The organism is Nonomuraea sp. NPDC048892 (assembly GCF_040649735.1).
GTDB classification, from domain to species: Bacteria; Actinomycetota; Actinomycetes; order Streptosporangiales; family Streptosporangiaceae; genus Nonomuraea; species Nonomuraea maheshkhaliensis.
This window is the reverse complement of sequence record NZ_JBEZFZ010000021.1, coordinates 87,309-110,301: the sequence shown is the minus strand read 5'-3', so window position 1 is coordinate 110,301 and position 22,993 is coordinate 87,309. Positions and strand designations below refer to the sequence as shown.

General features: G+C 66.7%; 24 protein-coding genes and 2 pseudogenes. 8 read left to right on the top strand and 18 right to left on the bottom strand.

Features of this window, described 5'->3' with window-relative positions; all coding sequences use genetic code 11:
- Nucleotides 1-1,407 (bottom strand): hypothetical protein, encoded by a 1,407-nt coding sequence (locus AB0C28_RS42735; RefSeq protein ID WP_358081415.1) that lies wholly within the window; start codon nt 1,405-1,407, stop codon nt 1-3.
- A gap of 5 nt (nt 1,408-1,412) precedes the next feature.
- Nucleotides 1,413-2,390 carry a hypothetical protein gene (locus AB0C28_RS42730; RefSeq protein WP_358081412.1) on the bottom strand — a complete coding sequence of 326 codons (978 nt, stop codon included), beginning with the start codon at nt 2,388-2,390 and terminating at the stop codon, nt 1,413-1,415.
- Between the two features lie 293 nt (nt 2,391-2,683).
- On the opposite strand from AB0C28_RS42730, the gene AB0C28_RS42725 reads away from it, so the two are divergent.
- Nucleotides 2,684-2,863, top strand: a complete 180-nt coding sequence (locus tag AB0C28_RS42725; RefSeq protein WP_358081410.1) for a hypothetical protein — start codon at nt 2,684-2,686, stop codon at nt 2,861-2,863.
- Nucleotides 2,864-2,892: 29 nt separating this feature from the next.
- Here the strand turns inward: AB0C28_RS42725 and AB0C28_RS42720 are convergent, their stop codons facing one another.
- Both AB0C28_RS42720 and AB0C28_RS42715 read right to left on the bottom strand, forming a co-directional pair.
- Nucleotides 2,893-3,768, bottom strand: a complete 876-nt coding sequence (locus AB0C28_RS42720) for a phosphorothioated DNA-binding restriction endonuclease (protein WP_358081407.1) — start codon at nt 3,766-3,768, stop codon at nt 2,893-2,895.
- Between the two features lie 141 nt (nt 3,769-3,909).
- On the bottom strand, nt 3,910-4,221 hold the full coding sequence (locus AB0C28_RS42715) for a hypothetical protein (RefSeq protein ID WP_358081405.1): 312 nt from the start codon (nt 4,219-4,221) through the stop codon (nt 3,910-3,912).
- 576 nt (nt 4,222-4,797) lie between these two features.
- Here AB0C28_RS42715 and AB0C28_RS42710 point away from each other — a divergent pair.
- Both AB0C28_RS42710 and AB0C28_RS42705 read left to right on the top strand, forming a co-directional pair.
- Nucleotides 4,798-8,124, top strand: coding sequence for an ADP-ribosylglycohydrolase family protein (locus AB0C28_RS42710; RefSeq protein WP_358081402.1), 3,327 nt, complete (start codon nt 4,798-4,800; stop codon nt 8,122-8,124).
- A gap of 3 nt (nt 8,125-8,127) precedes the next feature.
- Complete coding sequence (locus AB0C28_RS42705) at nt 8,128-8,649, top strand: hypothetical protein (protein ID WP_358081399.1); 522 nt, start codon at nt 8,128-8,130, stop codon at nt 8,647-8,649.
- A 122-nt stretch (nt 8,650-8,771) separates the two neighbouring features.
- Here AB0C28_RS42705 and AB0C28_RS42700 read toward each other — a convergent pair whose 3' ends face one another.
- The 5 genes from AB0C28_RS42700 to AB0C28_RS42680 all read right to left on the bottom strand — a co-directional run bounded on the left by AB0C28_RS42700 (nt 8,772) and on the right by AB0C28_RS42680 (nt 12,161).
- Nucleotides 8,772-9,077, bottom strand: a complete 306-nt coding sequence (locus tag AB0C28_RS42700) for a helix-turn-helix transcriptional regulator (RefSeq protein ID WP_358081396.1) — start codon at nt 9,075-9,077, stop codon at nt 8,772-8,774.
- Nucleotides 9,078-9,280: 203 nt separating this feature from the next.
- Complete coding sequence (locus tag AB0C28_RS42695) at nt 9,281-10,462, bottom strand: protein-L-isoaspartate(D-aspartate) O-methyltransferase (RefSeq protein WP_358081393.1); 1,182 nt, start codon at nt 10,460-10,462, stop codon at nt 9,281-9,283.
- Nucleotides 10,462-11,451: an ATP-grasp ribosomal peptide maturase gene (gene tgmB / locus AB0C28_RS42690; protein WP_358081390.1), complete on the bottom strand. Its 990-nt coding sequence runs from the start codon at nt 11,449-11,451 to the stop codon at nt 10,462-10,464. The genes AB0C28_RS42695 and tgmB overlap by 1 nt, the downstream gene beginning before the upstream one ends.
- A gap of 1 nt (nt 11,452) precedes the next feature.
- Nucleotides 11,453-11,749: a hypothetical protein gene (locus AB0C28_RS42685; RefSeq protein ID WP_358081387.1), complete on the bottom strand. Its 297-nt coding sequence runs from the start codon at nt 11,747-11,749 to the stop codon at nt 11,453-11,455.
- A gap of 124 nt (nt 11,750-11,873) precedes the next feature.
- Nucleotides 11,874-12,161 (bottom strand): hypothetical protein, encoded by a 288-nt coding sequence (locus AB0C28_RS42680; RefSeq protein ID WP_357852703.1) that lies wholly within the window; start codon nt 12,159-12,161, stop codon nt 11,874-11,876.
- Between the two features lie 295 nt (nt 12,162-12,456).
- On the opposite strand from AB0C28_RS42680, the gene AB0C28_RS42675 reads away from it, so the two are divergent.
- The gene (locus AB0C28_RS42675) at nt 12,457-12,684 is read left to right on the top strand and encodes a winged helix-turn-helix domain-containing protein (RefSeq protein WP_357852706.1); all 228 of its coding nucleotides are present in this window, start codon (nt 12,457-12,459) and stop codon (nt 12,682-12,684) included.
- Nucleotides 12,685-12,907: 223 nt separating this feature from the next.
- On the opposite strand, the gene AB0C28_RS42670 is transcribed toward AB0C28_RS42675, so the two are convergent.
- Together AB0C28_RS42670 and AB0C28_RS42665 are read right to left on the bottom strand one after the other, a co-directional pair.
- The gene (locus AB0C28_RS42670) at nt 12,908-13,531 is read right to left on the bottom strand and encodes a hypothetical protein (RefSeq protein ID WP_358081385.1); all 624 of its coding nucleotides are present in this window, start codon (nt 13,529-13,531) and stop codon (nt 12,908-12,910) included.
- Nucleotides 13,532-13,740: 209 nt separating this feature from the next.
- Nucleotides 13,741-14,049, bottom strand: a pseudogene (locus AB0C28_RS42665) (integrase core domain-containing protein); the annotation flags it as partial.
- A gap of 199 nt (nt 14,050-14,248) precedes the next feature.
- Between AB0C28_RS42665 and AB0C28_RS42660 the strand changes: the two are divergent.
- Together AB0C28_RS42660 and AB0C28_RS42655 are read left to right on the top strand one after the other, a co-directional pair.
- Nucleotides 14,249-14,353: pseudogene (locus AB0C28_RS42660) on the top strand (IS5/IS1182 family transposase); the annotation flags it as partial.
- A 499-nt stretch (nt 14,354-14,852) separates the two neighbouring features.
- Nucleotides 14,853-15,164 carry a hypothetical protein gene (locus AB0C28_RS42655; RefSeq protein WP_358081383.1) on the top strand — a complete coding sequence of 104 codons (312 nt, stop codon included), beginning with the start codon at nt 14,853-14,855 and terminating at the stop codon, nt 15,162-15,164.
- Nucleotides 15,165-16,225: 1,061 nt separating this feature from the next.
- Here the strand turns inward: AB0C28_RS42655 and AB0C28_RS42650 are convergent.
- Nucleotides 16,226-16,837: a hypothetical protein gene (locus tag AB0C28_RS42650; RefSeq protein WP_358081380.1), complete on the bottom strand. Its 612-nt coding sequence runs from the start codon at nt 16,835-16,837 to the stop codon at nt 16,226-16,228.
- 58 nt (nt 16,838-16,895) lie between these two features.
- Between AB0C28_RS42650 and AB0C28_RS42645 the strand changes: the two genes are divergently transcribed.
- A complete protein-coding gene (locus tag AB0C28_RS42645) occupies nt 16,896-17,387 on the top strand; it encodes a hypothetical protein (RefSeq protein WP_358081377.1) in 492 nt (163 codons plus the stop codon).
- Between the two features lie 118 nt (nt 17,388-17,505).
- On the opposite strand, the gene pcp is transcribed toward AB0C28_RS42645, so the two are convergent.
- From pcp to AB0C28_RS42620, 5 genes are all read right to left on the bottom strand, one after another.
- Nucleotides 17,506-18,150 carry a pyroglutamyl-peptidase I gene (pcp, locus tag AB0C28_RS42640; protein ID WP_358081374.1) on the bottom strand — a complete coding sequence of 215 codons (645 nt, stop codon included), beginning with the start codon at nt 18,148-18,150 and terminating at the stop codon, nt 17,506-17,508.
- Between the two features lie 21 nt (nt 18,151-18,171).
- On the bottom strand, nt 18,172-18,642 hold the full coding sequence (rraA, locus tag AB0C28_RS42635) for a ribonuclease E activity regulator RraA (protein ID WP_358081511.1): 471 nt from the start codon (nt 18,640-18,642) through the stop codon (nt 18,172-18,174).
- Nucleotides 18,643-18,820: 178 nt separating this feature from the next.
- Nucleotides 18,821-20,476: a hypothetical protein gene (locus AB0C28_RS42630; RefSeq protein ID WP_358081372.1), complete on the bottom strand. Its 1,656-nt coding sequence runs from the start codon at nt 20,474-20,476 to the stop codon at nt 18,821-18,823.
- A gap of 109 nt (nt 20,477-20,585) precedes the next feature.
- Entirely contained in the window at nt 20,586-21,212 is a 627-nt protein-coding gene (locus AB0C28_RS42625) for a helix-turn-helix domain-containing protein (RefSeq protein ID WP_358081369.1), read from the bottom strand.
- 11 nt (nt 21,213-21,223) lie between these two features.
- Complete coding sequence (locus tag AB0C28_RS42620) at nt 21,224-21,874, bottom strand: hypothetical protein (protein ID WP_358081366.1); 651 nt, start codon at nt 21,872-21,874, stop codon at nt 21,224-21,226.
- A 238-nt stretch (nt 21,875-22,112) separates the two neighbouring features.
- Here AB0C28_RS42620 and AB0C28_RS42615 point away from each other — a divergent pair, with 238 nt between their 5' ends.
- Nucleotides 22,113-22,643 carry a hypothetical protein gene (locus AB0C28_RS42615; protein ID WP_358081363.1) on the top strand — a complete coding sequence of 177 codons (531 nt, stop codon included), beginning with the start codon at nt 22,113-22,115 and terminating at the stop codon, nt 22,641-22,643.
- 38 nt (nt 22,644-22,681) lie between these two features.
- Here AB0C28_RS42615 and AB0C28_RS42610 read toward each other — a convergent pair whose 3' ends face one another.
- Nucleotides 22,682-22,945, bottom strand: coding sequence for a hypothetical protein (locus AB0C28_RS42610; protein WP_358081361.1), 264 nt, complete (start codon nt 22,943-22,945; stop codon nt 22,682-22,684).
- Nucleotides 22,946-22,993 lie beyond the last annotated feature (48 nt).

The window sequence follows — 22,993 nt, the reverse complement described above, 5'->3', positions numbered from 1 at the left end:
CTAAGCGACCCCGCCCCGCGACGACTGATCGGAACATCTCGAACACGAACTGTCGCGGGGCATGGTGCCATCAGCAGGGCGTGCGGGAGCGGAACATGAAGACGCCGCCATTTCTGCTGCTTCGGTGACCGCCGCTTCTTCTCTCTTCCGTACGCGCTGTCGAAGCAGGCGGTCCAGAAGCTCTCGGTTTCCCACTCTCACCAACAGCCCGCGGAGATCCCGAAGCGAAAAATCAATGAGCCCTGGTTGATGACCCAGCGCAAGGAGCAGACGGTGCGGCGTCAACTCGGGCATCCTGCCGAGGCCGGTCGGCGCGCAACTGGTGAGCATGTGCCGAGCAGCCTGCACGTTGATCGTGGACGACGGCCAACCGACGGCCCACTCGTGCTGACAGTCCGGGCAGCGCGTCCATGCTTCGCTCTGCAGGCGGTGATGAACGGCTCGCCGGAATGAGCGGTACCACTTACCCGCGTCATACGAAAAGCAGCTCAGTAAACCGGGATGGACGAGGTCTGGACCGGTCCCGGCGTGCGGAGCGCATGACGGATCGGACTCGTCATGACGGTTGAGGATGAAGCGGAGGAGGTCGGAGAATCGCCCCGGCCGAGCGATCTGCAGGAAAGTAGAGAAGGGTGGTGGGCCGCCGACGTGTCTGTCGTGTGCCGCGAAATATCTGCGCGCTGGTCGCGGATCTTCCACTGGAAACGACGTGCGTCGAACTGATCCCTTCGCGCTCTGCTCCCTGCCTCGCCGACCCTCGCGCCCCGCCTCGTTCGCGATGAGCGGCGGTCGTTCCCCCAGTTCCACCGGCTCTACAGGCTCTAAAGGTGATTTCAGCTCCAGCACCACCGCGTACGCCCGCAGAAGTCCCGGCGGCGCATCATCCATGAGCGCCGCCGCGAGCAACGCGATCCGCCTGGCGACATCATCGCGAACCTCGTCCAGAGCGCCTTCATGCACCAGTTGACGAAGAACCCGATCCGGCCCACCCGGCTGCTCGATCACTCTCAGCGCGGCGCGCATCCGCGGTGGCATCCCCAGAACAATGCCACCCGGCGATTGCCAGAGATTCCCCGGACAGGTCGAATGCCTGAGCCACCACAGATCACCCGTCGCCTGCCCCCCGGCAAGTCGCGCACCGGTTCTATGCGCCAAGGCTTGCCGGCACATCGCCGCCAGAATCCGGGAGACCAGTTCATTGACGTCGAATCCGGCGCTGAGAGAGGAGCGGCGGGCAAGGGCCCGCCGAGCTGTCCTGGCAGGAACCAGCGACTGGATCCGCTTGACCACCGGGCTGCCCAGCGACGATCCCTCCAGCAGATCGTCCAGTTCATCTCGGGCATGCGCCTCGGGCCCGGCAGGTTCTACGCGTGCCCGTGGGGTCCACCGGTCTTCTGTCTGACTCATGACCGTCACCTCTCCGCGTCATCGGAATCTGTCGTGGTCTGCGCGGCCGTGTGTCTCCTGCCGATTTTCTGCCGAACCCGCCTCAGCCTGCCCTCAGCCGCCTTCGGGGTGAGGCCCGCCAGCTCCGCGGCCTCCTGCTGGGTGTAGCCGAGCGCGGTGTACCACAGGACCTCATGCATCTCGGGTGCCACGATCTGTGCCATGGCGCGGGAGATCTCGTCGCGCACGATGACCTGATGCTCCGGTCCGGGGGTGAGAGCGAGCTGCCTTACCGGCTCCCACGCCGCGACGTCATGAGCGAGCCCCGCGGCCACTACCGCGCGCTCCACCCGCTGCTGCCGGCACCTGCGGCGGTAAACCTTCTCGAACCCGAACAGGCATCCGCCGATGAAGTACGTACGCATGGACGCGCCCCGGCGCGGATCGCACCGGCCTTCCTCAACAGCCCGGCGGAACCTCTCCACGCCCTCCCCGGCAAGATCGTGCACGAACTCCTCGACCTCGTCCCGATCCCACGCCCGCCAATCGATCGAGTCGCGCGTGACCTTCGGAAGCGGCTTCTTCCCCTTACCGGCCCGGATCTGGTTCGCCTGCTCCCGCCGCTGGTTGACCTTCGCGAAGATCTCCCCTCGTGCCACCCACATCCCCAAGATCGGCAAACTGTAGATGACCAGCTGCTCGGCCACCCTGTCGAAACGGTCACGGCGACCTGCCGCCAGGTCCTCCCGCAGCAACATCACGATCTTGTGATCGTTCTCCAGCTGCGCCCGCCGCACCTGCTCACTCTCGGGCTCAACATCGTCCGCAAGCTGCCTCTCTGCGTCCGCGACCAACTCACTATCGATCGGGGACGCCAACTCCTCAACGGCCGGTTCGTCGTTCCTGCCGCCTCCATCGTCTTCCCACGTCGGCACCGCTTGACCACAGGACTCACCGTCATCGCCGGCGCAGCCTGGGCCGGGCTGTTCGTGGGCCATCGACATACCCGCTCCCCTCGAGGAGTTGAGGACCGCGGGAACAGCCACGGTCCGGGGGACATGGTTGAGGGTGTACGTATCTGCTCTAGGCAGCCCGCGGCGACTTTCCCCCGTTCTGTTGGGAAAAATCTTCTTGGCGTCTCACGCGAGGGTTATGCGGATGTGGCTGCCTATGTCCTGAGCGACATCTTCGTACGGATGCGACTCAAGAGACAGAAGGGACCGTATGGCCAACCACCCTGACGCCGTGCAGCCTCCATCCGGCTGCGACACCCGTTCCTTGCTCGCTGGAGGCAGCAGTGCTGTCTGAACGCACCATCCTCACCGTCCTGTGCGGGATCATCGCCACGGCGATCATCACCGGCCTGATGCTCGCCGACGGAGCCACCTGGCCGAGCGCCCTCATCGTGGGGCTGGGAGCGGGAGGCGGAACCCTGGTCGGCGTCACCAGCCTGATGAGCAAGAACAAGTCCCCCTGAGCCACCTCGCACTCTCGCGCCTGCCCTGCTCACCCGCGAGGGGGCGTGCGGAACACCTGGTGGCTGTGCCAGTCGATATGGTCCTGTTCGACCTCGTCCAGACCAGGCTGAGGGGATCTGGCGGGCCGACCTGCCAGAGAAAGCACCATGTCCCGGGCAGACTGCGACCGCCCCACGAACTTCGCCGACACGGCGATGACCCGCTCCCCGGTCAGCCCGAGAACCCCCTTGTCGAACAGCTTGTGGTGGATCGCGCACAGACACAGCCCGTTCGCCACCTCATCAGGCCCGTCGAACGCCCACCACCGCACATGCGCCGCGTCAAGCCCCACCACCGCGCCGTCCAACCAGCCGTCATAGGAGCAGAACGCGCAGCAGTACTCGTACGCCATGAGCACCCGATCCCGAAAACGGGGATCACGGCGTTTCATGACATCCGGGACGGTCGCGGCCGTCTCCAGATCCAGCCCGGCCAGCAGGCACAGGTCCTGGTGCAGGGACGGCGCGAAGTTGGCATCCAGGAGATACCGGGCCATCCGCCCCAGCAGACCGGGCTCCTCCGACAACGCCCGGGCCAGATCGGGATGCAACCGACCGGCGGCCTCGCTGTCGCGCAGTCGCCCCAGCTCCGGTCCCGGGCTGCCGGCGCCGTGACGGGTCTCGACCAGCCAGAGGCCGTCGTTCGTCAGGTGATGAAAGGGATAACCGGGGCTGGTGTCACGCGGCGGGCCGTACTCCTTGAGCAGCTTCCTCAGCTCGGCCTCGGCGGCGCTGAACGGAATCGGCCGGTCGCCCTGCCGCTGGAAGCGGCCCAGGGCGTACAGGAGAAGGAGGGGCTTGTGCGGGGCACGCTCGCCGCCCCTGCTCCAGCGCCGGATCTCGGCGACCCGCTCGATCCAGCCCACGATCGGCCAGTGTATTTCCGTCGCGACAGGCTCGCCTCCTCACCGGCGCCCGCGCGGTGGAGCGGCCGGGCTGAGCCGACGAGCGCGATGCCGTATTTCAGAAAGGCCCGGTCTGAACGGTTTCAGACCAGGCCTATGGGTTTAGTTGTGGGTTGGTTCCTGTCTGGCCAGGTTGATGAGTTGTTGGACTGTGATGAGCCAGTGCAGGTTTTCGCGATGCAGAGCGGTGAAATGGTCGTGCATGTGCCAGCGGAGGCCGCCGAGTTCGTCGCCGAGGGCGGCGGAGTCCTGTCGTGTCTCGGTGCGTTGGTCGGCGATCTCGGCGCGGAGTTCGGCGAGCTCGGTCAGCACCAGGTGGAAGCCGATCGCGGTGGTTTCCGCGTCGGCGCGGGTGTTCGTCTCAAGCGTCTCGATGCGTTGCACCAGCTCGAGGAACTGTGCTTCTGAGTTCACGCACATCCTTCCCTTACCAGGTGAGATAGGGGATCCCGGGTCGGCCTTTCGACGACGCCGGGCCTGTTGATGAGCACAGTGACATACGTCTGGACGAGTGCGGATGCCGGAGAACCACGGCGGGTGTGAATCTTTCCTCCACGGGGTGTGTTCTTCCGCCCAGGGATGCGCGGGTGAAATGGACCAAGTAGGGATAAAAGCGGGGCAATCGCTGGACGCTTCTGGGAACGAAGGCTAGGTAAAATCTTCTGGTGATCAGCTCGTACGGTGAGTTATCCACAGGATGTAGGTGATCGCGCATGGAGAAGGTCCCCGCCTGGGCGTTCGATCGTGTCGTGTCGAAGTTCGACATATGCCACTCAGCCAGGATTGGCAAGAAAGCCCACCTCATAAAGCTCATCCCTCGAATGCGGTTGAGCGATTGAGCCAACCAGGTGGAAACGTTCTGCGGCGCAGTGTAAAACGTCCCTAACGGCGGCTCGCGTGATCAGACCTGAGCCGTACGCCCCCGTTGATTCAGCTCGTTTACCTGGGACGGGATACCACATTGCTACTCAGAAACATACAGAGCTGACCGTGCCCATCTTCCACGAGGACACACCCCCTTCAGCTGTCGCACTCGACCGGTTCGTCAACCGCTTCAAGCTGACCCGCCACATCGTCACCCTCATCAACGACGACCCACCCCCAGACCGGATGCTCTACCTCCACGGCCCCGACGGCATCGGCAAGTCCCTGCTCCTCCGCCACCTGGAAACCCGGGCCTGCCTCCGTACCGAGGACCACTGGCCGGACATCCGCGACACCCCCGACACCGAACTCCTCGACCGCCTCGCCGAGCACGGCCGCCCGGTGCCCGTGGCCAGGATCGACTTCGGCGCCCAGCCGACGAGCGAGGACCGGCCGCTGGAGGCGTTCTCGGCACTGTTCATGCTGAAACACCAGCTCGCCCCCCGCATCGCCACCCCACGCTTCGACTTCGCCGCCATCACGTACCTGCACAAACTGGGCTTCGACCTAGCCCACCGCATCCGCGAGCTGTTCCCAAGCAGCGAGGTCGACACCGCGCTCGACATCGCCGACGCCTTACTGACGCTGCCGATCCTGCGCGGCGGCCGGCACATGCTCACTTCCCGCATGGACGAGACCTTCACCCGCCGTCGCACGCAACGCCGCCTCTCCCACGAGGACGCCGACCACATCCTGGCCCTCGTCCCCGAGCCCGACCTTCTGTACGAGCTGCCGCAGCTGTTCGCCAAGGACCTCAACGACGCCGCCGCCGAGCATGACCGGATCGTGCTGCTCTTCGACACCCACGAGGCGTTCTTCGGCGACACGGACGACCTGTTCCACACCGACAAGCCGATGCGCGACGAGTGGCTGCGCTGCTTGCTCGGCCAGCTCGACCTGGGCGCCGGCATCGTCGCCGTCGTGGCGGGCCGCACCCGCCCGCCGTGGCCGTCCGCTCCCCTCTTCCCCATCCCCGAGCAGTACGTCGATCACCGCCTGGTCGGCCCCCTGACCACCGCCGACGCCACCCGCTACCTCACCCTGGCCGGCATCACGGATCCAGCCGTACGGACGGCACTCGTCACCCACGCCTCCACCGCCCCCGGCGAGGTGCACCCCTACTCCCTCAGCCTCTGTACGGACGTAGCACTCGCCGCCGAGGGGCCCCTGATCGACAGGGAGCACGACCTCGCCCGCCGGCTACCCGCCGATGCCGAGCACGGCATCCTCGCCGTCAGCGCCTGCCGCGCCTTCACCGCCGACACCTTCCACCACCTCGGCCAAGCCCTCGGCTTCCCCTCCGACCCCACCGCCTTCGCCAGGCTGACGGCCTTCTCCTTCATCTCACCGCTACCTGGGGGTACGAGCGCGTACGCCATGCACCCCATCCTGCGCCGATCACTCCAACACCTCCGCCCCGACGAGGTACGCAAAGCCCACGAAGCCCTGGCCAGGCACTACGGCGAACGCCAGGAGTTCACCGCCGACTTAGAAGCCACGTACCACCTGAGCCACCTCGACCCCGACCAGGCAGTGGCCGCCTGGATCGCGCTCATGGACCGCAGCCTCGCCACCGGCCGCTTCGACCGCTGCCGCACCCTGACCAACCTCCTCACCGACCTGCGCATAGACGGGGACAAGGGCCCCTGCCTGTACCGGGTTGCCAGAGCCCACCTCGCCCTCGGCAACTGGCCCCAGGCCGAAGCCCTGATCGACGGCCTCCCCTTCAGCTCCGCGTACGCCGTACTCGTACGTGCCGAGATCGCCTTCTACAGAGGCGACCTCGATCAGGCCGAGCACCTGGCCCACGCCGCCCTGGCCCTCACGGACGAGGACGCCCGGGAGAGCTTCCTGTTCCGCCTGGCCGAGATCGAGCTGCACCGAGGCCGCTTCACAGCAGGACGCCAGCACGCCACCGAGGGCCTGAACACCACCACCGACCAGGCACCCTGGCTCAAGCTCCTGGCCGAGATCGAGTATTTCTCCGGCGACCTGGAACGCGCGGACACCCTCATCAACCAAGCCCTCGAAGACGTCACCGACCAGCCCCTGCACGCCGACCTGCTCCAAACCGCCGCACTGATCGCCGAAGCCACCGGCGCCTGGCAAACCGCCCTGAACAACCAAACCGAAGCCCTCACCATCCGCAAAGCCGCAAAAGACGCCCGCGGAATCGCCCAGTCCCTTCACGGCCTCGGCAGAGCCCAATGCGGCCTGGGCCTGGAGCAGGAAGCCGCCCAAACCCTGGCAGAAGCCGGCCACATAGCCCGAGACCTCGGCGACGACCTGCTCGCCGCGAGAGTCACCCACAGCGAAGCCGATGTCCACCGGGCCGACGGCGACCACACGAAGGCCCAGCAGCTGACCGTCCAGGCGTTGCGGGAGTTCGAACACCACGGCACCCCGTACGACGTCGTCTCCGCCTGCCTCTCCCTGGCCCGCCTCACGCACGGACGCGAGCGCGTCCGGTACGCCGACCGCGGCCGCCGCGCCATCGCATGGAACGGCTTCGGCATCCTCACCCGACTGTTCCCGGACCAGGCGGTCCCACCGGCCCACCGCATCCTCAACGGACTCACCGGCTTCTGCTGCGGCGACGCGCTCGGCGTCCCCTGGGAGGGCAAACCACCCCAGGACATCCACCTGACCGACACGCTCACCGCTCAGAGAGGCTGGCCCCCCGGCAGCACCTCGGACGACACCGAACAACTCATCCTGCTCGCCCACAACCTGCTCGAAACCGGCGGCTCAGAAGTGGCCTTCCTCCAGGCCCTGACCGCCGCCCTCCCCACCATGCGCGGAGCCGGCCCCACCACACGCAGAGCCGTGCAGCGGTTCGCGGCCACCGGATCCCCGGTCGCCGACGGCGGATCGACCAACGGCGCCATGATGCGGGTGCTCCCCATCGGCTGGGCCCTGCCGGCCATAGAAGCCGACCGCCGCCGCGACCTGGCAGTACGCATGACCAAGACCACCCACGCCGACCCGCGAGCCATCGCCGCGGCCTGCGCCGTGGCGGCCATGGGATCGTGGGCCCTGGAAGGCTGCACCACCGAGGACCTGGTCACCGTCGCCCGGGAAGAGCTGGCTCATTTCGGCGTCTCCTCCCCCACGACCTGGCAGCCCGCGCCCGCCGGCGTCTCCCTGGAGGTCTCGGACACTCTGGGCGCGATCCTCCACATACTCCCCCTTCACGACGAACCGATCGAAGCCATGCGGTACGCCGTCAGCCTCGGCGGAGACACCGACACCGTGGCGGCGATCATCGGAGGCATCCTGAGCTGCCGCCAGGACACGTTGGACGTCCCATGGCAACCGCAAGTCCTGCTCCCGCCCGGCCTGGACACGCTCGCCGAGGGACTGCGGGCGATGCGGCAGGCAGCGTACGGCTAACTTGTGGATCATCGGCCCGCGGGCGGCGCGCCGCCTGGCATGCTGAGCGGCATGCGCTTACGGGCATGCGGTCTCTTCGGCACGGCAAGCATCCTCGTCGGCGCTCTCGCGCTGATGGGATCCGGGGCGCAGACCCACTACATCGCGTTCGGAACGGCGCTCTGCCTGGGCGGCGCGCTACTGGTGTGGGTCGCGATCACCTCACGCCGTATAGGCCGGATCGGCTGGCTGGCCATCACGGCGCTGACGCTTGCCGGGCTGTTCCTCAGCATGCTGGTGGTGCGCGAGGACGTGTGCTGCATGTTCGGCTACCATCGCGGACTGGGCTATCCCTGGGGGTGGCTGGACAGTTACGCCACTGCCGACACCATGGCCGCGATCGATGCGATGAGGTCCGATCCAGCAGCGCTGGAGACGAGTGTCGACTGGTTGAAGGTGGTGCTCGACGGACTGTTCTGGTGGCACGTCGCGGTGCTCGTCGTCGTACCGGCCATGCAGGTGGGGCGCCGGTTTCAGCGCCGTTGAATGCGCAACCCGGGCACTGGCTTCGCGAAGGCGTAGTCGACACTGGCGTGAAGAACAAGAGACGACCGCGTCGCCGAGGCCACTCCATCCGATCTCCAGGACTACCCAGCCCAACAGCAGGATCAGCGGGACGCGCGTGACCGCTCAGCTCGGTCGAGAGCGGCACGCGCCTTCACCGCGCCCTCGTCGGTCAGCAGATAGTAGTAGCGAGCCCGACGTCCCTCGGCGAGGTGCTCGGCCGGAGCTTCCTCGTGACGCTCAAGCCAGCCGAAGTCGCGCTCCAGCCGGGCCAGGATCGGGTAGACCGTGCCGGGGTGTTGGCGGGTCCGCTCGCACAGCTCCAGGCCGTAACGGCGCTGAGCTGGATCAGACAGCAGTACTCGCAGCACCAGCATCGTCTGCAAGGTCATCCGGGGACCATCTGCCATGTATCGAACTCTAGACATCCAGCACGGAGCGTGACATTACCTCCTCCGCCATAACAGTCTGACCCAGCTCTCCGGACACAGCCGCATGGTTTCATCGAGGGCCGATGACGAACGTCACCGGCCACTCAGCCCAGGAGCGGGTGGCCTGCCCGGTTACCGGAGCCAGTCGCCTTACTGGTCAGCCGCGCGGGCCTCGATGCTCGTCAGGTCCGCACCCGCCACTTCCGGGCGCTGGGACGATCAAGCCACAGGTGGGTGCCGTCCGGATCGACTGTCAGCCCGAACCGGTCGTAGCCGGGCCTTCCGAGCGAGACCCACTCCCGATAGGCGGACGACAACTCATCCCAAAGCCGCCGCTCACCGTACTGCGTCACCTCCCCCTCGGCCGCTCCAGGCTTTCGATCGCAGGCCGCCCATGAACCTTCGCCAGTGTGGTCGTCCAGCTCGTACAGCAGCAGCGAGTCCTCACCATCCTCGCAGACGTCGTACCAGCCGACCCGAGGAACCAGCGCCTGGCACAGCAGTAGCGCCCCCAGGTCCATGTTCCAGAAGATCCGAGGGTGGACCTTCGTCGTGGAGCGGTGTGCCGCCTCGTGATGGTGACCGTTCCATCGGGTGTTGAAGCGCTGCTCGCGCAGCATCATGTAGCTGGCCGTCCCGTGGAAGCGACCGACCGCCGTGGTCTCGTCCAGCACCTCCAGGCGCAGTTGGTGCCCGACCAGCCCGCCGGCGTGCCAGGGCAGCACGATGACACCGCCCGGCCTGGTCTGCTCGATCCAGGCCATCGGGATGTCGGACACACCCACGGTCACATGCACCCGATCGAACGGCGCCCGCTCGGCCCAGCCTTTGGTTCCGTCACCGACCACCAGCTGAGCGGCGCACCCGACCTCGCCGAGATTGGCCGCGGCCCGAGTCGCCACCTCGGGATCGACCTCGATGGAGACGACCCCGTTCGCTCCGGCAGCCCACGACAGCAGACCTGCCGTCCACCCGGAGCCCGTCCCGATCTCCAGGATGCGATCACCCATCTGCGGAGCCAGCAGCTCCAGGAAGGGAAACAGGATGCCGGGGGCCGAGACCGACGACGAGAAAAGTCCCTTCCCGCTGAGCGGGTCGCCGGCCCCGTCGTCGGTCTGCAGGATGATGGACGTGTCGGCGTACACCGCCGTCCACCAGCCCACCGGATCCTCGCCGAGGGCGAACCTGCCCCGCGGCGCGCCGGCATGATTCGAGGTGAACCATGCCGCAGCAGGCGCGAACAGGTGCCTGGGCACCGCACGAAGCGCCTCCTCCCACCTCGCCTCCGTCAGCGAGCCTCGATTGCGCAGGTGGGCGACCAGTTTCGCGATCAGGTCGTCGAACGTGAGACCGTCCGGGGGCATCACCGTGCCCATGCCGGGCCCAGTTGCAGCACGTCAGCCAGCGCCTCCGGCACGGGCAGGCCCGCCTTCTGGTTGAGCCAGCCCCACTCCCCGCTCTGGTTGGTCTCCAGGAAGTGGTAGCGGCCCTGCGGGTCGCAGATCAGGTCGGCGGCGCCGTACACCAGATTCAGCCGTTCGTGCAGCTCCACCAGCCGATCGCTGATCTCGTCGGGAAGGTCGACGCGCTCGTACGTGAGGGAGTCGTAATCGCTGCGCCAGTCGATCGTGCCCTGCTCGCTGGCGCTGTCGATGCGCACCGCGAGCACCTGGGCGCCGATCACGAGCGCCCGCACCTCGTACGCCTTGTCGACCCACTCCTGGAACAGTTGCGCGGTACGAGCCAGAGCCGGATCGAGCAGCTCATCAGGGTCATCCAGGGGCTTGGTGTAGATGATCCGCACCTGGCCCTCGTCCGCATGCCAGATGCCACCGACCGCCTTGTAGACGAACGGCTTACCGAGCTCCTTCGCCCACGCGTGCGCCCGCTGAGGATCGTTGGTGATGATCGTCTTCGGTACGTTCAGCCCGACGCGAGCGGCCGTGACGAGCTGGATCGGCTTGTACTCGGCCCGCATCGCGGCCATCGGATCATTGACCCACAGGCAGCCGCTCTGCCGCAACGCGGCCAGCACGCCGCCGAACCCGTAACGCGCTTCCCCATAGGCGAAGGCGCGCTCCGGGGACGACATCCGCTCGTCCATCCGGAACTGGGTCGGGCGCCTGGTGTAGATCGCGCCCACGCCGGCCAGGTCGAGCTCGCCGCGTACCGTACCGACGACGCCCGACCAACCGCGGCGACCCGTCTCGATGTGAGCCGTCATCGAGACGTGCGCCGGGAAGTCGGCGGTGTCCAGAGTGACGACGGGGACCCCGCGGCCGGCCAGCTCGGCTGCGACGCGTTCGGCCGCGGTGTCGGCGTCGTCGGTGATGATCAGGACGGTGTGCGTCATGTCAGTCCTTGACCTGCTCCTCGCTGGGGGCGGTCCCGTCGCTGCTGGTCTCACTGGTCTCGTTGCTGCGGCCGCCCCCGTGGTTACCGGCGGCGACGGGTGTCGGCGCGACGAGGTGACGCAGACCCCACGGGCGTGCTTCGCCGGCCGGGGTGCCGGCGGCCGACAGGATGTGCTCGGTCGGGGACATGGGGAAGAAGTCGCCGGCCCGGAAGGGGGTTCCGCGCGATTCCCCGTCCGGGGAGTGGGTGATGAGGTCGAGGGCCGACTGGTCGTTCTGCTTGGTGCTCGTACGCATCGAAGTGTTCCTCCTTCTGCCTGTCCGCCTTGTGCGGGCAGGCCGGTATTTCCGGACAGTGCTTCTCTTCTGGTGCCAGGGGTACGGGCAGTTTTCGGCGACCGCCTGGAGCGGTGGCGACGGCTTACCTCACTTGCCCGCTGATGACCTGGCGCCACAGCGTTTCGGCCTCGCCGACCTTCACTCGTGGGCTTTCGGTGATGACGCACGGGTCGACGGACCAGTCGTACCGCCGGATGAACCCCAGCCCGCCGGCCCGACAGTCCTCGAAGACCAGCGACAGGCATTCGCAGGTGTATCCCCGGACCCGGGCCGGATCCGGACGCCGCTTGACCAGCCTCCACCGCACAGGCGCCGCGTCCGGACCCGGCGGAGCGGGGTGCGTGCTGTGGAAACCGTCATCGTCCACCACAGGAATTCACCCTCTTTCCTGACGAACGATCCCCGACGTCGCACCCACGGCGCCCCGCGGCGATCGCTATCGATGAACAGGCGTTGGTGAGCGAGGAGCCATCCTCAGTCGCTTCGTGCGCTCCCCTGGGCGGCGGCCTGGAGCGCACCGCACAAGCCTCACCCAGAGGAGCTGTGGACTGGCGCCCACCAACGCCATGCCGCTCAACCTAACTTAACCTGTCCTACCCTGTCTATAGACTTCTTAGCCATGCCTGTTCTATGTCGGAAAGTCCACTAACACGTATGGTCGTCCTGTGATCGAGTGGGACCCCAGGCTCTACAAGTGGGAGCAGATAGCGAACGTCGTCGCAGAACGCATCGACGACGGCACCTATCCGCCGCTCACCTTGATCTCCGAGGTGAAACTTCAGGAGGAGTTCGACGTCGCCCGTGTGACCGTACGAAAGGCGATGGAGGACCTCAGGAACCGGGAACTGATCACGACTAAGCCCGGCAAGGGCTCCATAGTCGCGCCACAGTAGATCACTACGCCCATCCTCCGTGGATACCCCGCGATGCCTGCGGACACCGCTCGCGGCAACGCGGCGACACCGACACACTGCACCCCCTGAACGCCTGGGATGAGACACTGGCCGATCTCTACGCCAACAGTGGGCTCGCCTTCGATTGCCGAGTTCGCACCGGCCAGGCTCCACCGGATGAGACCGCCGGCGCCTACGACGAACAGGTCACCGGGGCAGCAGATCAACGAGCCTGACCCTGCATGATCTGCAACCACAACCGCCGCCCGGCCTGAGCCGACACCCACGGACTCTCCATCACGGTCTTGTGGCCCTTACCAGACAAGCGCCGGACGAAGCACAGACCCGCCGCAGTGCACAGCTCGTACATCGGCTGCGCACAGATGCACGAGTGCTCTCGGACGCGTACCACGGGGCAGCGCTTGGCCCAGATCAGCGGGTTCGGCCGGACCCGCAGCAGCTGCCGGGACTCCGGATCGAGGAACATCAGCGTGTTCTCCTCGATCCAGACGGTGACCCGGCGCCCGCCCAGAATCTCCGCAGCCAGCAGATACCGGCCGGCCAGGCTGACCATGCCGGACTTGGTCACCGTCCGCTCCACCTCCACCACCGCGTCGTTCTCCGCCTGCGGCAGCGGCGACGGCCCCGCCGACCGGCCACCATCGGCGAACAACCGGGCCAGATCACTGGTCGACAGATGCGAACGCAGGCTCTTCAACCGCACCCCGCCCACCAGCAGATGGATCACGTTCACATCCGCCCAGAACGTGAGCACCTGACCAGCGCGGGCCGGCCCCAGCCAGAACTGCTTGCCCGCCACCCCCAGATTGCCGCTGGCCGGCACCACCCGCTCGAACTCGACCGGCCCACCCGACTACGACACCGCCGTACTCGTCGACCGCCCGGCCACCGGCATGTCCTCGTCGCTGCTCTTTCGCCTGGACGTTGCAGCAGCGGCGTCGGCAGCAGGAGCCGGATCCGGCGCGGCGATCAGGATCGCGGCAGGCGCAGCGGCAGCAGCTCCCGCTCCGCAGCACCCACCGGACTGAACCGGTCAGCGGGAACCGCCATGTCCAGGCTCTGATGCGGCCGGACAGTGTTGTAATGCTCCACCCACGCATCGAGTGCTGCTTGGAAGGCTGCCAGGTCCTCGAACGGGCCGGCGTCATCCAGCAGCTCGCGGCGCATCGTCTGGTGGAAACGCTCCACCTTGCCCGTCGTCGTCGGTGAACGCGGCTGCGTCAGCCGATGCACAATGGCGTTGTCCCGGCAGATCCGGTCGAACAACACCTCCCCGCCATGACCGAACCGCGCGGTGAACTGCTTGCCGTTGTCCGTCAGCACCTCACCCGGCGCCCCCGAACGCCCGCAACGCCTCGACGAAGGCTAGCAGCGGCTGAACGGGTGAGACGCCTCCGGCGCGTGCCAGCGCCTGCACAAGGTGCTGTTGGATCGGCTATGGACCGTGGACGTGCTCGACTTCTCGCGGGCGGCAGTGGACCACGTAGATCAGGGCGTTGAAGGGGGTCGCAGACCGGCCGTCGCTGGTCGATCGCGGGCGGACGGAACCAAGCACCACCTGATCAACCACGCCACCGGTATCCCGCTGGCGGTCATCATGATCGATGCCAGCCGCAACTACGTCACCCAACTCTGCCCGCTTCTGGACAAGGAATCTGCTGCTTGACAAGGGGAACCGTGCTCGACACTTTGATCGACTCCCCTTAGTAAAGGCAGACAGCCATGACACCGCGGCGGCGTCCCCGCGAGCCAGGTAGTCCTGCCCCTGGTTGAGACAGAACGGCTACCATGCCCCCGCCGACCTCGCCGTCGCCTTTATCACGGTCACCGAGCTTCTGTCCCATGCAGCAGCTCGAGACGGCAAAATGCCCAGTACGTCCCCTGCGGCTTCGGAGAACGCCTCAGCTCTGAGCGATTATCCCGCCGATCATTTCCGGCCGTCCCAAAAAAAGTATCAGGACAGCCGAATAGCATTTGCCCCCCTCTCGTTGAAGCGGACATCAGTTCCAATGGAACGTAACAACAGAGTCCATACTTCTATTGACAGAGTGGCCCTAGTATGACCATCGTGTATAGGTTGGTAGCGATTAGTCACCAGTCCCGTCGCACTGTTCCTGGGAGGCGATCAGATGTTGAACCATGCTCGCATGACTCGATCAAGGCTCTATATCTTACTGGATGCTTTCGAGTCAGATATGCGCGCGATTCTTACCAGATACGTGCTCGATCATCAGGATGATGAAATTGCTCTCGGGACCAGTTTTACCAGCGCAAATCTGCGTCGAGAAAGCGACGCAGTTGCCGAGATAACACAACCATTAGTTTTTTATGTTGACATGCGCGAGGCCTACGATGTTCTTAATCGCCATCGCGAAGTTCTTCCTACAGATGTCGGCCGAGAGTTGAAGGCTCCCGGGATGCCTACGCCGGCTCCTCCGCGCCAGCAATCCACTGATTAGGAGCGAAGCGGAAGAGTTGATCCGCTATTACCAATCCACGGTTCCGGACGATGGCGAGACAAATGACAATGAAAGTCTGCAGGCGGGCCAGGTGATTTCGTGGAAAGGAACCTACGGTTTCGTGGCGAACACACAATTCCCTAACGGCATTTTCTTTCCTGCGGCTGCAGTAGTGAATCTTAGTAGGTGCGGCGAAGATGTTGACCTTACCGGCCGGAGTGTGCACTTTAAAGCTGGCCGAGAGCTGGATGGGCGCCCCCGAAGTGACTGGGTAGAGCTACTCTGACGCGTTGACAGGGAAGAGGCTCCGGTTGAGCGACCTCGCCTGGGGATGCGGTCTCGATCAAGGGAGTCCTGCTCTCGCCCGGAGGCGGACTTTGGTAGATCTTTTTTTGTTATTCGCGGTGGCTGAGTTACGACAGCGCTTCTCCTGCTTGGGCTTCGCTCCCGGCAGTGCCGTCGATCATGCCTTGTGGAGCGCTTGACCTGCAGGGACATCAGGTACGCTCGCTGCACCCACAGGCTCCCGGTTTAGACCCATCAGTCCTTCATCGTCACTTTTGTCATGGTCTGCATGGTTGAATCCGGCCTCGTCCAGGGAGGTCCCCCGCTTCCATGACGCCAGATATCCAGAAGTTCATCGACTCGGCCTTTTTCTTGACCTCGTGGTATCAGACTGCTGAGGCAGAACCTGGCGCCCTTACGCCCCATGCGCAGGCTTCCGGGCCAACCTCCGTGGCGAACTCCAGTCCGCACGTTGCCAAGGATCAGCAGGGCCACTGGCCTCCCGGCGATCAGGATGATGTGGAGATCGCCGATTCGCAGGACCATGAGGACCACGCGGGCCCGCCGGCGGGCGGACCTCATGGTGGGCCGCGTAGCGATGCGGACGACTCCCAGGACACTCAAGGCAGCTACCAGAGCCCGCACGGGAAGGGCCCGAATTCTCAAGAGTTCGGGCAGGGCTTTCCGGAGGAGCCGGGCACCTCGCCGGCCCCGGATCGCGACAGCAACAGTCAGAGCGACGGGAACCCGAACGGTTCCCATCAGGGCGGCTCGCATCACCACCAAGGAGGTGCCGATCCGTCGGCCGGGGTGACCCAGCCCGCGCCAGGGCCGACGAATGGCTCGGACGACTCGCCGCCGTCCGAAAGCACGCCACCGTCCGAGACGCCAGAGGCCACTCCCACCTCAACGTCGGGCGGGCCTGCCACCACGACTACGCCGCAACCTACTTCGGACGCACCGACGTCCACCGAGACGCCGTCGTCCACCCCGACCTCCACGACGTCGGATTCGGCCTCCCCCACACCCACGATTTCCGAGTCCCCCACAGCCACCCCCACGACCACAGCCGAGTCGCCTTCGCCCACCCCCACGGCATCCGAGTCGGCCTCGCCCACTCCTACGGCATCCGACTCGCCATCGCCAACAGAGACCGCCACAGCCTCCGAGGAGGCTCCCTCCCCCGTGGACACCGCCACGGCATCGGACTCACCGGCCGCTGCGGCAACCGACGAAGCCGAACCGTCCGCCACTTCCACTTCAGCAGCGACAGACGACGCTTCTACTTCGCCCGCGCCGGAGGTGGCAGCCGACAAGAACACGGTGACCACGCCGGAGGTTGAAGCCGACGAGGGTGCCGCTGCCTCGCCGCCGGCGTCCAGCACCACGGCTTCCAGTGCAGTCCCCGCGCACGTCAACACCGCGGCGTCCAGTCATCAGTGGGGCTTGTCCGCCACGACGACGGTCACCTCGGCTGTGGTGCTCCTGGTCGCGCTGCTGGCCGGGCTCGCGGTGCTCGTAGCCAGGTCCCGGCGGACGCACCTGGCCACCCCCGAATACGTCGAACCCATGCCCCCGGCTCCGGCTCCCCTCCCCGCCGGGGCTGCCGGGGAGGAGAACCCGTGGACGCGGCAACTTCTCGAAGCGCTCGACAACGTCATCGCCCTCGATAAACAGGACAGCGCCCCATCCGGTGCGGACCATCCTCGTCCTGAGACCAGCTCCGCTGAGGACCCTGAGGCGACCGCCGCCTGGAGCCCGCCGTTCGAGTCGTCCGCCCCGCCTGGGCCGCTGGAAGCCTTCTTCGAGCCCGCGGACGAGTCCCCATCTGATGGTCTCGCCGAGGACGACTCCGAAGGCGAGCAGGTCAGTGAGCACCCGGCCACTGATGACGACGACACCAGGCCCGGGAGGAGCACTGGCGACTCCACTCCGTAGTCCTGGGGCCGAGGTAACCAGCCGAGGACGCCGGGGTGAACGTCCTGCTCGGGCGCCCCGCTCGCGTCGAGCTGGAGGTGGCCGGCCTCTGGACATCTCAACCCGGACGGAGCCTGGGTCAGTGGAGGGAGCCGCCGGTCTGCTTCAGGTCTGATGTCGTGGTGGCCGCCGCGGACACGATCGCGGTCAGGGCCGCCGCGATCGACTCGACGGGCATCGACGGCTTGTCGCCGTCCGGGACCTGTTCAGGTAGGTACGGGACGTGGACGAAGCCTCCGCGCACCCCCGGCCGGCCGGAGGCGATGAGGTGCATCAGGCCGTAGAAGACGTGGTTGCAGACGAACGTGCCCGCCGTGTGCGAGACGGACGCCGGCAGGCCGGCCTCGCGGACGGCGGCCACGCACGCCTTCACCGGGAGGGTGGAGAAGTACGCCGCCGGGCCGTCCGCGACGACGGGCTCGTCCACGGGCTGTACGCCCTTGTTGTCGGGGATGCGGGCGTCGTCGAGGTTGATGGCTATGCGTTCAACCGAGATGCCCGGCCTTCCGCCCGCCTGGCCGACGCAGATGACGACGTCGGCGCCGGACTCCTCGACGGCCGCGCGCAGCTGGGCGATGGCGTCGTGGAAGACCACCGGCAGCATCGCCGTCGTGATCGATAATCCGTCCGGCGGGGTGGTTGCGACGCGTTGCACCGCCTGCCACGACGGGTTGACGCCGGAGCCGTCGAAGGGCTCGAATCCGGTGAGCAGCACGTGGGTCATGAATTTCCTCTGTCAGCCGGGTCAGGCGCGGGTCACGAGGATGCCGTCGTCGTCGCTGAACAGCTCGGCTCCGGGATGGAAGGTGGCGCCGCCGAAAGTGACGGGGACGTCGCGTTCGCCGGCTCCCGTTTTGCTGCTCTTGCGGGGGTTGGAGCCCAGTGCCTTGATGCCCAGGTCCAGTTCGCGTAGGGCGGCGACGTCTCGTACCGCGCCGTTGATGATCACACCCGCCCAGCCGTTGGTGACGGCGAGGCCCGCGATGACGTCGCCCATGAGGGCGGTGTGGAGGGAGCCGCCGCCGTCGACCACCAGGACGCGTCCCTCGCCGGACTCCTCCAGAGCCGATTTGAGCAGGACGTTGTCCTCATGGCAGCGGACGGTCGTGACCGTGCCGGAGAAGGCGCGGCGGCTGCCGTACTGGGAGAGCTGGAGGTCGCAGGAGTCGAGCTGCTCGCCTCGCTCGTCGTAGAGGTCTGCGGTCACGATGGTCATGGCGCGGCCTTTCTGCGCATCGGGCGTCCCGCTGGTCGAAGCGGCGTTCTGGTGAGCGACCCGACCGTATCGGCTCAGCCGTTCGAGGGCTGGACCGGGCAGGCCGTCGTACGTGATGCGGCAGGTGGCGCGGTGCTGCCTGAGCACCCCGGCCACCCGCCGCCCCTCACACTCCGCGCTATTCCTGCTGCTCCAGGACCGTGACGTCGTGGTAGACCCGGGTTCCCCGATGGGAGTCGTCGCCTTCCCATGCGACGGCGTAGGTGTATTCGCCTGGCCCGGTGGGGGTGTCGGTGAAGCTGAAAGACCCGTCAGGAGCGGGCGTCAGCTCGAACAGCTGGGTCAGGTCGGCGCGGGCGAGCGCGCGATGCACCTTGAGCGTGGTGGTCGGCGGGAAAACCCGGTCGCCGGCCTTCAGTACGCCACTGAACTGGAGTTGTTCGCCGACGGACCCTTCTGACGGGCCGGACAGGGTCAGTGACGAAGAGGGCAAGACAAAGGCAATGGTCTGTTGCGCCTTGCTCCATCGATGATCCGAGCTGCCGTTCCAGCGCACCTCATACGTGACTTTGGTGGGCGGCTGTGTGTCTGTGATGGTGAACGTGCCATCCGCCGCCGTCGTCACATCCGGAAGTGGTGTCACAGGACTGCCGCTCAGAGGCGCCCTTCGGGTCACGGTGAGCGTCTGTACGCCAGGGGCCGAACCATCGCTCAGCGTGAGGCGTCCCGGCAGGGTGAACTCCTCGTACGCTGTCGCCCTGGACGGCCCCGTCAAGGTCAGCTTGGACGGTGGGAGGGTCACCCCGTGCAGCCGCCACAGCCGGAGCCGCTTGTCACTGTTTCCCCTCAACACGCCGAAGACGTCGGCCCCGGAGAAGGCGAGACTTCCGAGGGAATTGGCCGCCGGTGAGGTGGTGTGGTGCAGCGTCGTCGCCGTGGAAGCGCCGTACAGGGTGAATGCGCTCTTCCAGCCGCCTACGACGTGGGCGCCGTCCGGGCTGATCGCGACGGATACCGGGGAGTCTGCCGCTTCCGTGGCGTAATCCCGGACCTTGGCCAGGCTGGTGGTGTCCCAGGCGCCGAGTTGGTGGGTGTCGGCGTCCACGGAGATGACGGTTGAACCGTCGGGTGTTATGGCGAGGTCGTTCGGGAGATTCTGGTCGTTCGGGTGGCTCGCGATTGCGCCGCGCAGGGTGGCGGGGGTGCCGCTGACGTCGTACACCAGCAGGTCGGACGACTCGGTGGTGGTGTTGGCCACCACCAGCGTGTCCCCTGCGGCGGCGACCCGGGGTGCGTCGAACGTACCGGCGTCGATGGGGACGGGCATCGGCGTCGGCGCCGACAGGTCGAGACCGACGACGCCGCCTCCGGTCTCGCGGTAGCAGCCGTGGCCGACCCACAACCGGCTGCCGGAGAGCGACAGGTTCACCGGGCACGAGTAGGCGGTCAGGTCGATGCGCCGGACAATGCTGAGATCGGCGGTGTCGACTTCGGCCACCTGGTGCGAACCGCCCAGCGCGGCGTACAGGCGGGTGCCGTCCGCGCTGAGGGCCAGGCCGGCCGCGCCGGACAGGCCGGTGATGCTGCCGGAGACCACGCCCTGGGTGTCCGTGACGATGATCCTGCTGCTCGCGGAGACGAAGACCTTGCCACCGCCTGCGGCTACGGCGCCGCTTCCGGCGGTGGCGAACGTACCGAGGTCGGTCGTGGAGTCGGCGGCTGAGGCGGCCGGTGCGAGTGCGGTGAGCAGGCCGGCCGCCACGGCTAAGGCGCCGCTGAGGGCGAGCAGGCGGCGCGTTGCTGATGAGCGGGCGCCGCGGTTCGGTGAGCGCACGTGTCCTCCTGGAGGTGCATAATGGGAACGTGAGTTCGATTCAATGTGATCATGATGGTGGGGCCTCCTTGAGTCAAGCCCCGTCAAACCGGTCTTCGGGGATCAGTGGTCAGCGGAGGAGTTCGCGGGGCAGCGCTTCGGCCCACCAGTGTTCGACGCGGTCCGGGGGCCAGCCGCGTTCGGTGGTGAGGGTGGTGTAGACGTCGATGCTGCACATCGCCGCGTAGATGTCGGCGGCGGTCGGCACGTCCAGGCCCGGGCGGAGGGTGCCGGTTGGCCATGACGAGAACACCGCCACGCGGGTCTCGGCGGCACGGGCGCGGCTGTCGCGGTAGAGGGTGGCCAGTTCGGGTTCCGTACGGGCGGCTTCGCGTAGCGGGACGATGATGTCTCCGGCGTCTTCGAACAGCCGTCGGTCGAAGGCCGCCATCGCGGCGAGCTGCCGTTCGGGAGTCGCTCCCGGGGCCTCCAGTTCGGCGAGTTGACGCGCGGGGTCGGCGGACAGGCCGGCGGCGTCCGCCAGTGCCCGGGTCAGGCCGGCCTTGTTGCCGTACACCGAGTAGACCGTCGGCACTGAGACGCCCGCCTCGCGGGCGACGTCGCGTACGGTCGTCGCCGTCCACCCGCGCGCGACGAAGAGCCGGCGCGCGGCCTGGGCGATCTCGGCGCGGGTCTCCATCGCCTGCGCCGTACGGCGCAGCGAGTCGTAGCGACGACGGGTCCCCTCTGCGCTCATGCTGAGTGACGCTATCGCAGCAGCAGGGAGACGCTGTAGGCGACGATCCAGGTGATCCAGCCCAGCCAGCCGATCAGCCCGGCGAGTCCGAGACGGTTGCCACCCTCAACGTTGTACGGGGCGGCGAGCGCGGACAGCATGAGCAGGGCGGCGCTGACATATCCCAGGGCCGCCTGCCAGACGGGGACGATGCCGCCGCTGACCCCGGCGGTGGTGAAGCCGAGCAGGGCCATGGCGAGGAATGCCTGGTTGAAGCCGAACAGCACGTTGCTCATCCCCCAGAGGCCCGCCGTCTCGCCACGTCCGTGGCGGGCGGCGGTGGCCATGCCGAACCGCAGTGCCTCGATGCAGGTGAACGTCGCGTTCTGCAGCAGCACTCCGGCGAATCCCACCAGTGCCCACGCGCTCTGATCTCCGTTTCCGCGCCAGAGCACCAAGAGGAGTCCGGCGGCGAAGAGCGTGAGGCACAGCCAGGTCAGCGGTACGAGCACCGACGGTCTCTTCAGGGCGTCCGTGAGGCCGGCGTACGAGTCGACGGTCGCGTCCAGGCCCTTGCCCGAGGTCGGGAGGGGGAGGCCGGAGCGGAGGTAGATGGCGTTGATGACGACTCCGATGAGCACGAACCCGATCCCGCCGAGCCCTGCCAGAACGGTGAACTCCATGCCGGCGCTCCTCTGATGATTTAAGTTAACGCTACTTATAATCAATATATAGCATGTTAATCGGCATGGAAGGGAGACGAGCTTGTGCCCTGGCGGTGGGCGGGAGGCGAGCCGCGATGGCCGGGGGCCGTGGATCGGCGCGGGCATCGCTAAGCCTGGTGTCAGTAGCGCACCGCATCCGGCACGCCTCGGCGCCAGACCGGTTCACTCGCCCGCCTGCTGATGGTTGGATGCGCCCATGAGACGGTTACGCGACCATCCCCGGACTTTCGGCACGGCTGTGTTGGCGCTGCTGATCCCGCTGGCCGCCTGCTCTTCGCCGGACGACCGTGTATCGGCCCCGGTGCCGCCGGTTGAGCAGCCGTCCGACGTCGTGAACGACGGCGTTGACTACCTGCGGGTGGTTGGTCGCGATCCGAAGATCGTCGTCCGTAGCTCAACGCTCGACTTCCTCGTCGCTACGAAAGGTGAGCTGAGATACAACGCCGAGAGCAGGTGTTTGGAGCTGATGACGACCGGCTCGACGCTTGTCGGGCTGGTTTGGCCGAAGGGGACGAGCCCGGCGCGGTTCGATGGGAAACGCGGTGTGACTGTCCCGGGCGTCGGCGATGTCTTGCAGGGGGCGTCGGTAGCTCTGGGGGGCGGGTATGAGAAATGGGGGAAGAAAATCCCGTTTGGATACAGGGTGGACAGTGATATCGACTGTCTTTCCCATGCTCCGAACGGCGATGTTTTCGTCATTGCGACGGTGGACGATGCCGACGGCTAGCCTCGATCCGCGCTTCGAGTTTCGGCGGTGATGGCCACTTAGCTCGGCGGTCCCTCGGGTGGGGTGCGGCGCATCTCTTCTTCCAGAGTCGCAAGAACGGCTTGTGCCACCGCTCTGACCCGGGTGCGATGCCCGGTCAGTTCTCTGGCGAAGTTCTGGGCGGTGCGGCCGACCCAGATGGCCTGGCCCGCGAACTGTTTGCAGGCCGGGTCGAGTGCCGTCTCCAGTCGGTCCACGTGCGCCCTGGCCTGGGCGATGAGGTGCTGCAACTCCGCATGGCGCGGATTGGGTACCGGAGCCATCGGTTTCCTAGAGGGATTCGATTGAATGGCTTGCAGGGAGCTATCGAA